We start from the raw sequence: 6042 nt of genomic DNA, 5'->3' as shown, positions 1-6042 counted from the left end.
TAAACACTTCACCCAAGAAGGCTTTGCGATCTTGTTGTCTGATTGAGTGTCGCAAGTAACAAAGTTAGACTCATTGCCGCAATTCATTACAACCGCCAAAAAGTCTACATTCGGGCTGTGTTAACGCATTCAGAATATGATGTTCGCATAGCGTCTCGAAGAGAAGGAAAGTGGAAGGAATAATGCAAAGCTTAAACCTAGATCAAACCATTACTGCTTGGTCATCTATTGCGGAAAACGTCTTTGTTCCTCACACAGAAGAGGAATATGAACGCTTAGTTGAGATCCTTGATTGTCTCATCGATCAAGTTGGTGAAGATGAGACGCATCCAGTCGCGTCTCTAATGGAAGTTATCGGTGTTTTAATTGAAAACTACGAAACTGAACATATTCCTGAGTTAGAGGCGATGCCTTCGGCAAGCCGCTAAGAGCGTCTACGCTTAACTTCACTAAGTATGAATATACAGTGGCGTGTTGTCTAGTGAAGGCGATCGCTACAACAGTCTACTTCACAGTTTTCATATTAATTGTCAGAATTCTATAGAATGAGTATATGAAGTTTGAATGGGATCAGCAAAAGAATGAGGTTAACATTGTAAAACATGAACTGGATTTTGCGGATGCGTATCGAATTTTCAGACTACCACTTCGGATTTCTCTGGATAACCGTCAAGATTATGGAGAAGATCGATTAATTGGGCTGGGAATGCTTGATGGACGCATTGTAGTTGTAGTTTTCACATAACTAGACGAAGAAACAATCCGAATTATCTCACTTCGTAAAGCTTTACCTTATGAACGAAAACGCTATGAACAATACCTCAAGAACGAACTGGGAGAAAGTTGATTCGCTGATAGAAGAAGAAATTGATACATCCGATATTCCTCCTTTGACTGAGGAGTTTTTTAGCAAATCTCGATGGTGGAAGCCTGTTGCATCATTGAATGTTCTTGTTCAGATAGAACCTGAAACATTGGCTTGGTTCCAGTCTCAAGGTGAAGATTATGAAAAAAGAATGGCCGCAGCACTGCGAATCTATGCAGAAGCTCACCAAATGGGGCAAAAGTAAAAAGTTAGTAGATAAACGCGTAGGCGAAGCCCGTCGCACTTTCTCGTAAATTAGTTTTATTAACGCGCAATCATCGGGATTTGGGCAAAGTACCCGGATTGTTAATTGAGGATTGGACGGTTTAATGCGTAGGAGCAGCCCGTCGTAGACATCGCCTAATTTATTGTCGAGTGAGGGCGATCGCTTAGGTGGTAAATTGAATACGGTAATATGGAGTATCAGACATTAGCAAAGATGGTCAAACCGTTCATTTATCTGACTCCTTACCGCAATGAAGCCAAAAGTTTACATTGAAACCTCCATTCCCAGTTTTTATTACGAGGCACGTACTGAACCTGATATGGTGGCGCGGCGGGAGTGGACACGGGAATGGTGGAGCTATGCAAGTGACAACTATGTGCTTGTAACTAGTCTTGCAGTGCTGGATGAACTCAATCGAGGTAACTTTCCTGGAAAGAGCGAGGCAATAGAACTGATTAGTGGCTTGTTATTTGTCCCGATTGAATCTGTAGTCGCTGAAATCGTTGAAGTGTATATTCAGCAACAACTGATGCCCAAAGATCCACTTGGAGATGCACTACATCTTGCCCTAGCTTCCTATCATAAATGTGATTTTCTCTTAACTTGGAATTGTCGTCACTTGGCAAATGCCAATAAGTTTGGGCATATCCGACGGCTGAACGTTATGCTGGGGTTATACGTTCCAACGCTAGTTACGCCGTTAGAGTTGATAGGAGCGCAAAATGACGAAGAATGATGAGGCAATTAGCCAAATACGTAAAATTCGCCATATTATATCTCTAGAGAATGGACACAACCCTCAGAAGTTGGTGAATTACTATATTCAACTTCAGAAACAATATCCCCACCTTATTCAGTACAAAGAGCAGCAGACAAAAGTTTTAGAATCCTCAGTACAACAAGGTATTGAAGCCGAAGGACAGAAGTGATATGTTAAACTTAATTGTACAAAGCTGAGTATTATTTAGTGCGATGGCTTCGCCCGCCGCAGGCATCGCACTATTGTTATAACGTTATGTCATGCGATCGCACCAACAGTCTACTGATAAGTGCATCTCACAGACAATAAATACCTAAAGGCGATCGCAACAACACTCTACTTCTTATGCATCTCACAGATAATCCTTAAAGATGATCGCACTATCCCGTAAATTAGTTTTATTAACACGCAATCATAGGGATTTCAGCAAGATACCCAGATTGTTAATTGAGGATTGGACGGTTTAATGCGTAGGCGTAGCCCGTCGCAGACATCGCCTAGTTTATTGTTGAGTGAGGGCGACACCGAACAGCCCGTCGTAGACATCGCAACAACAGTCTACTTCTTTTACTGCGATATCTACGACGCTTTACTTCCTGTGCATCTCACAATCCCCCGCAAAGCTTTAGTACAATTCTAAGCAATGCAGACTTGGATTATTCAAAAGCTCCTGAATTATCTCCACGCCAGAACGAAGTAGAGATTCAACTTGTTTTGTTGGTGTATTTCCGCAGCGTAGCCATACAACTTTAGGCGGAGAACCGTACAAACGGCTTCTTTCGGCAAAGTCTACATCTTGAGTTACGATGCAAAAGTCATTGGTTTTAGCAAATTCCCATATTTCAGTATCAGTGTTCACTTCCAGCCCATGAAACTGAACGTGACTGGAATCAGGGAAAACGTCTGCTAATTGAGTTACCAGCTTGCGACTCAAATTTTGATCAAAAAGCAGCTTCAAACACCACCTACCGTTTGCGTAGCGTTTGGTAGAGAGGCAACTAAACGATGTTCACGGTCAGCAGCAAACTCTAGACTTGCTCTAATGTCTTCTTCTGTTAATTCAGGGAAGTCGTCTAATATCTCTACATGAGACATACCAGCTGCCAACCAGCCGAGAACATCGTACACGGTAATTCGCATCCGTCGAATGCAAGGTTTACCGCCTCGCTTGTCAGGCTCAATTGTAATAATGTCGTGATAGCTCATAGTGATTCTAAACTGCATGGCATCTTTCTAAGTCTAGAACAGCTTTACATCGTGCTGCAACGAGGCGTAGTGTCACAGCGATCGCACTATCTCGTAAATTAGTTTTATTAACGCGCAATCATCGGGATTTCAGCAAAGTACCCGGATTGTTAATTGAGGATTGGACGGTTTAATGCGATCGCCTAGTTTATTGTCGAGTGAGGGCGATCGCTACAACGTCTACTTCTTGTCCATCTCACAAATAATCCCTAAAAGCGATCACTATGACGGGTTACTTATTGTGCATCTTACACAAAATCTCTAAATATACAGTAGCGTGGTGTTGAGTTGGCGCGATCACTTCCTGTGTTCGTCTAATTGAACAGCCTACTCAAGCTTTGAAAGGTAATTTATTAGGGGTTCAAAGTTACTAGCAACAGGTGATTAGACACGTTAACCAGAAAGAGTCCGATGCTCTCTGATGGAAAATTCCCTCATATTCATCTGATTTAGAATAATATGCGGAAAGTTTCAGTGTAATAATTAGCCAAAAGGAATCCAATGCTGTCCGAGAGCAACAGAGTTCACCAAATAGATAAAAAGTTTGATGACAACGTTTCTAATGATAAGTTTATGAACCACTTATTCGTTCGTCTCGTGGCGAAAGATAAGCAGTTCACCGAGGTTGATTTCAAGTACTCAATTTTTGACACCTGCTATCTTCGAGGTTGCAAGTTTGATTCATGCGACTTCACTGGATGTCGTTTCATTGGAACTAATTTGCACGGGGCAAAATTTTCTGGTTGTAAGTTTGAGTACTCCACCTTTGAGAGAACTGTAGTTGATAACTACATCCTAGATACAGAATGTCCAGGTACTGAAAACCTCAAAATGAAATTTGCCCGGACGCTACGCATGAATTACCAGCAACTTGGAGATGCCGAATCTGTTAATAAGGCAATACGTATAGAGCTACAAGCTACTGAAGTTCACTTGCATAAGGCATGGAGTTCAAATGAATCGTATTATAGGAAGAAATATACAGGATTGAAGCGGCTTGAAACACTTATAGAATGGACTAACTTCAAAATTTTTGACCTAGTGTGGGGCAATGGCGAAAGCCCTTGGAAGCTACTAAGAGCAACTATTATTATACTTTTGCTCATGTCTATAATTGATGTTTGGAAATTCAAAAATACTCAAAACATTTACAGTTATACACAGGCATTTTTTGAAGCACCTCAGATATTTCTAGGGACACTTTCTCCATCCGATTATCCGAGTCCATATTTTACACTAATCTTATTCATTAGGTTAGTTGCATTTGGTTTGTTTATGTCAATTCTCATCAAACGTTTGAATAGACGTTAATTATGCATATTTACGCATTCGGCTCTATCTGTCGCGGAGATATATCGCTAGGGTCAGACGTTGATCTCCTTGCAATTGTAGAAGGTTACAACTATCGTATAGATCCAGATACCTTCTCGATCTATTCCTACAAAAGAATCCAAGAACTTTGGCATGAAGGCAATCCTTTTGCGTGGCACTTGTCGCTTGAATCACGATTGCTTTTTTCCTCAGATGAACTTGATTATCTGAAAGCATTGGGAAGCCCTGAACCTTACAAAAATTGTGTTCAAGACTGTGAAAAGTTCTTTGCGCTGTTTTGCGAAGCGTATGACTCACTAGTTGCTAACAGCACCAGTAAAGTGTTTGATTTGTCTACTGTGTTTTTAAGCATCAGAAATATCGCAACTTGCTTCTCTCTTGGCACTAAGGATAAAGAGCGTTCAGACTTCTCTAGGAATTCTGCACTTTGCTTAGGATGTAACAGTATTCCAATTGCACTAGATTCATATCAAATTTTAGAAAGATCCCGCCTATTATGTACAAGAGGTCATGGAAAAAATATAACAGATAATGAAATAGATACCGCGACCCGAACACTTAATGAAGTGCATGAGTGGATGAATAACTTAGTGGAAAAGGCTAAAAAACATGAATGAGTTTAATAACCGTATTGCGGCTCAGAGGCAAGTCCTTCAGTTGGTAAACCGCAAAAAATGGGAAAAGGAAGAGCTATTAGGGCTTTCCTCGAAAGCAATCGAAAGATGGATTTCTGTTAACCGGATTGATCCTGAATCTCGGTTAGTGGAGCTTGTTAAGACCGCTTCTGCAAAGCTCTTCTTTCTCGCCAACAAAAGCCAAGAGCAAATTTCCGAGAACTACAAGATGATATCCAAAGAAATCGCGGTTATCTCTCAAACAATAGAGCAGGAAATTGGCTAACAAATCGTTGCAGCGACGGAATCGATGATGACTCGCTGCTTCATTGAGTTCCTAAACCTTCAAGATATTGTTTGTTCGTGGCCAAATCACCGGGGCCACCATCAACACAACCAGCAAATTTTTGAGATGCTTCCAAAAATGAAATAGGCTCAATTTGTTCAATGTTTGTATTTTTTTGTGCTAACTGACTTTGCAGAAGCTCAATAAAATTTAAGACCTCTTGTTGCTTCTCCGGCGGGAGCGATCGCATTTTTTCAGTAGCAGTTTGTATAATACTCAATAGAACCTCCAGACGTTATTTATCCGTCTTTTCTGCATCCAATTACTTCAGTTTAGCAGGCTAACACTTTATGGAGCAAATGGACAAAATATCTTGGTTGGATGCAAATTTTATCTGCTGCTACTCAATTTAGTCGCTACTATATATTTAGTCTAATAAAATGTCAGTTCAAAAAGTTTTTTATTTTACAGTTTTTCTTAGATCAAAATGCAAGCAAAATCTAAAAACTAGACTATATAAGAGTTATACTATCTAAAGCATCAAAATAGATTGTTCTTAGATAACCCTGCAACTTGCATTTAGGCTAGAAATAGGCTCTTTTTTCTCCCGCCGCAAAAAACCCTTACATTATATGATGTTGAGGAGCGATCGCTAGGTTCGGAGTAATCCCAAGAGTGCATTTGACGGAAAGGAAGACCCATCTTTTGGAAGAC

At 40.5% G+C, this 6042-nt stretch carries 13 protein-coding genes; 10 read left to right on the top strand and 3 right to left on the bottom strand.

Annotation, left to right across the window (positions count from 1 at the left end; translation table 11 throughout):
* Positions 1-42: 42 nt before the first annotated feature.
* The 7 genes from HWQ37_RS24960 (at position 43) to HWQ37_RS24930 (ending at position 2491) form a co-directional block, all read left to right on the top strand.
* A complete protein-coding gene (locus HWQ37_RS24960; RefSeq protein ID WP_292752310.1) occupies positions 43-183 on the top strand; it encodes a type II toxin-antitoxin system HigB family toxin in 141 nt (46 codons plus the stop codon).
* Positions 183-428 carry a hypothetical protein gene (locus HWQ37_RS24955; RefSeq protein WP_292752307.1) on the top strand — a complete coding sequence of 82 codons (246 nt, stop codon included), beginning with the start codon at positions 183-185 and terminating at the stop codon, positions 426-428. The genes HWQ37_RS24960 and HWQ37_RS24955 overlap by 1 nt, the downstream gene beginning before the upstream one ends.
* A 125-nt stretch (positions 429-553) precedes the next feature.
* Positions 554-745 carry a BrnT family toxin gene (locus HWQ37_RS24950; RefSeq protein ID WP_292752304.1) on the top strand — a complete coding sequence of 64 codons (192 nt, stop codon included), beginning with the start codon at positions 554-556 and terminating at the stop codon, positions 743-745.
* A gap of 64 nt (positions 746-809) precedes the next feature.
* On the top strand, positions 810-1070 hold the full coding sequence (locus HWQ37_RS24945; protein ID WP_292752302.1) for a BrnA antitoxin family protein: 261 nt from the start codon (positions 810-812) through the stop codon (positions 1068-1070).
* Positions 1071-1341: 271 nt separating this feature from the next.
* Positions 1342-1827, top strand: coding sequence for a type II toxin-antitoxin system VapC family toxin (locus HWQ37_RS24940; RefSeq protein ID WP_292752299.1), 486 nt, complete (start codon positions 1342-1344; stop codon positions 1825-1827).
* A complete protein-coding gene (locus tag HWQ37_RS24935) occupies positions 1814-2020 on the top strand; it encodes a hypothetical protein (RefSeq protein ID WP_292752296.1) in 207 nt (68 codons plus the stop codon). The genes HWQ37_RS24940 and HWQ37_RS24935 overlap by 14 nt, the downstream gene beginning before the upstream one ends.
* A 297-nt stretch (positions 2021-2317) precedes the next feature.
* Positions 2318-2491 (top strand): hypothetical protein, encoded by a 174-nt coding sequence (locus tag HWQ37_RS24930; protein WP_292752294.1) that lies wholly within the window; start codon positions 2318-2320, stop codon positions 2489-2491.
* Here HWQ37_RS24930 and HWQ37_RS24925 read toward each other — a convergent pair.
* Together HWQ37_RS24925 and HWQ37_RS24920 are read right to left on the bottom strand one after the other, a co-directional pair.
* Positions 2477-2809, bottom strand: a complete 333-nt coding sequence (locus HWQ37_RS24925; protein ID WP_292752291.1) for a DUF5615 family PIN-like protein — start codon at positions 2807-2809, stop codon at positions 2477-2479. The two genes, HWQ37_RS24930 and HWQ37_RS24925, sit on opposite strands and share 15 nt — an antisense overlap.
* Positions 2806-3057, bottom strand: coding sequence for a DUF433 domain-containing protein (locus HWQ37_RS24920; RefSeq protein WP_292752288.1), 252 nt, complete (start codon positions 3055-3057; stop codon positions 2806-2808). Before HWQ37_RS24920 ends, HWQ37_RS24925 begins: the two co-directional genes overlap by 4 nt.
* Positions 3058-3669: 612 nt before the next feature.
* On the opposite strand from HWQ37_RS24920, the gene HWQ37_RS24915 reads away from it, so the two are divergent.
* From HWQ37_RS24915 to HWQ37_RS24905, 3 genes are read left to right on the top strand one after another with little or no spacing between them, the layout of a single operon-like run.
* The gene (locus HWQ37_RS24915; protein ID WP_292752285.1) at positions 3670-4407 is read left to right on the top strand and encodes a pentapeptide repeat-containing protein; all 738 of its coding nucleotides are present in this window, start codon (positions 3670-3672) and stop codon (positions 4405-4407) included.
* A 2-nt stretch (positions 4408-4409) separates the two neighbouring features.
* Complete coding sequence (locus HWQ37_RS24910) at positions 4410-5045, top strand: nucleotidyltransferase domain-containing protein (RefSeq protein WP_292752282.1); 636 nt, start codon at positions 4410-4412, stop codon at positions 5043-5045.
* Positions 5038-5328 carry a hypothetical protein gene (locus HWQ37_RS24905; RefSeq protein ID WP_292752279.1) on the top strand — a complete coding sequence of 97 codons (291 nt, stop codon included), beginning with the start codon at positions 5038-5040 and terminating at the stop codon, positions 5326-5328. The genes HWQ37_RS24910 and HWQ37_RS24905 overlap by 8 nt, the downstream gene beginning before the upstream one ends.
* A gap of 40 nt (positions 5329-5368) precedes the next feature.
* Here the strand turns inward: HWQ37_RS24905 and HWQ37_RS24900 are convergent, their stop codons facing one another.
* Positions 5369-5608, bottom strand: a complete 240-nt coding sequence (locus HWQ37_RS24900; RefSeq protein ID WP_292752276.1) for a DUF2281 domain-containing protein — start codon at positions 5606-5608, stop codon at positions 5369-5371.
* Positions 5609-6042: the final 434 nt, after the last annotated feature.

The organism is Nostoc sp. NMS4 (assembly GCF_017115095.1).
Taxonomy (GTDB): domain Bacteria; phylum Cyanobacteriota; class Cyanobacteriia; order Cyanobacteriales; family Nostocaceae; genus Nostoc.
This window is presented reverse-complemented; position numbering and strand designations above follow the sequence as displayed.

Excerpts from the sequence above, each read along its gene's own strand:
- HWQ37_RS24905 (WP_292752279.1), top strand. The coding sequence starts at position 5,038 with ATGAATGAGTTTAATAACCGTATTGCGGCTCAGAGGCAAGTCCTTCAG.
- HWQ37_RS24940 (WP_292752299.1), top strand. The coding sequence starts at position 1,342 with ATGAAGCCAAAAGTTTACATTGAAACCTCCATTCCCAGTTTTTATTAC.
- HWQ37_RS24915 (WP_292752285.1), top strand. The coding sequence starts at position 3,670 with ATGAACCACTTATTCGTTCGTCTCGTGGCGAAAGATAAGCAGTTCACC.
- HWQ37_RS24950 (WP_292752304.1), top strand. The coding sequence starts at position 554 with ATGAAGTTTGAATGGGATCAGCAAAAGAATGAGGTTAACATTGTAAAA.
- HWQ37_RS24910 (WP_292752282.1), top strand. The coding sequence starts at position 4,410 with ATGCATATTTACGCATTCGGCTCTATCTGTCGCGGAGATATATCGCTA.
- HWQ37_RS24955 (WP_292752307.1), top strand. The coding sequence starts at position 183 with ATGCAAAGCTTAAACCTAGATCAAACCATTACTGCTTGGTCATCTATT.
- HWQ37_RS24920 (WP_292752288.1), bottom strand. The coding sequence starts at position 3,057 with ATGAGCTATCACGACATTATTACAATTGAGCCTGACAAGCGAGGCGGT.
- HWQ37_RS24930 (WP_292752294.1), top strand. The coding sequence starts at position 2,318 with ATGCGTAGGCGTAGCCCGTCGCAGACATCGCCTAGTTTATTGTTGAGT.
- HWQ37_RS24935 (WP_292752296.1), top strand. The coding sequence starts at position 1,814 with ATGACGAAGAATGATGAGGCAATTAGCCAAATACGTAAAATTCGCCAT.
- HWQ37_RS24945 (WP_292752302.1), top strand. The coding sequence starts at position 810 with ATGAACAATACCTCAAGAACGAACTGGGAGAAAGTTGATTCGCTGATA.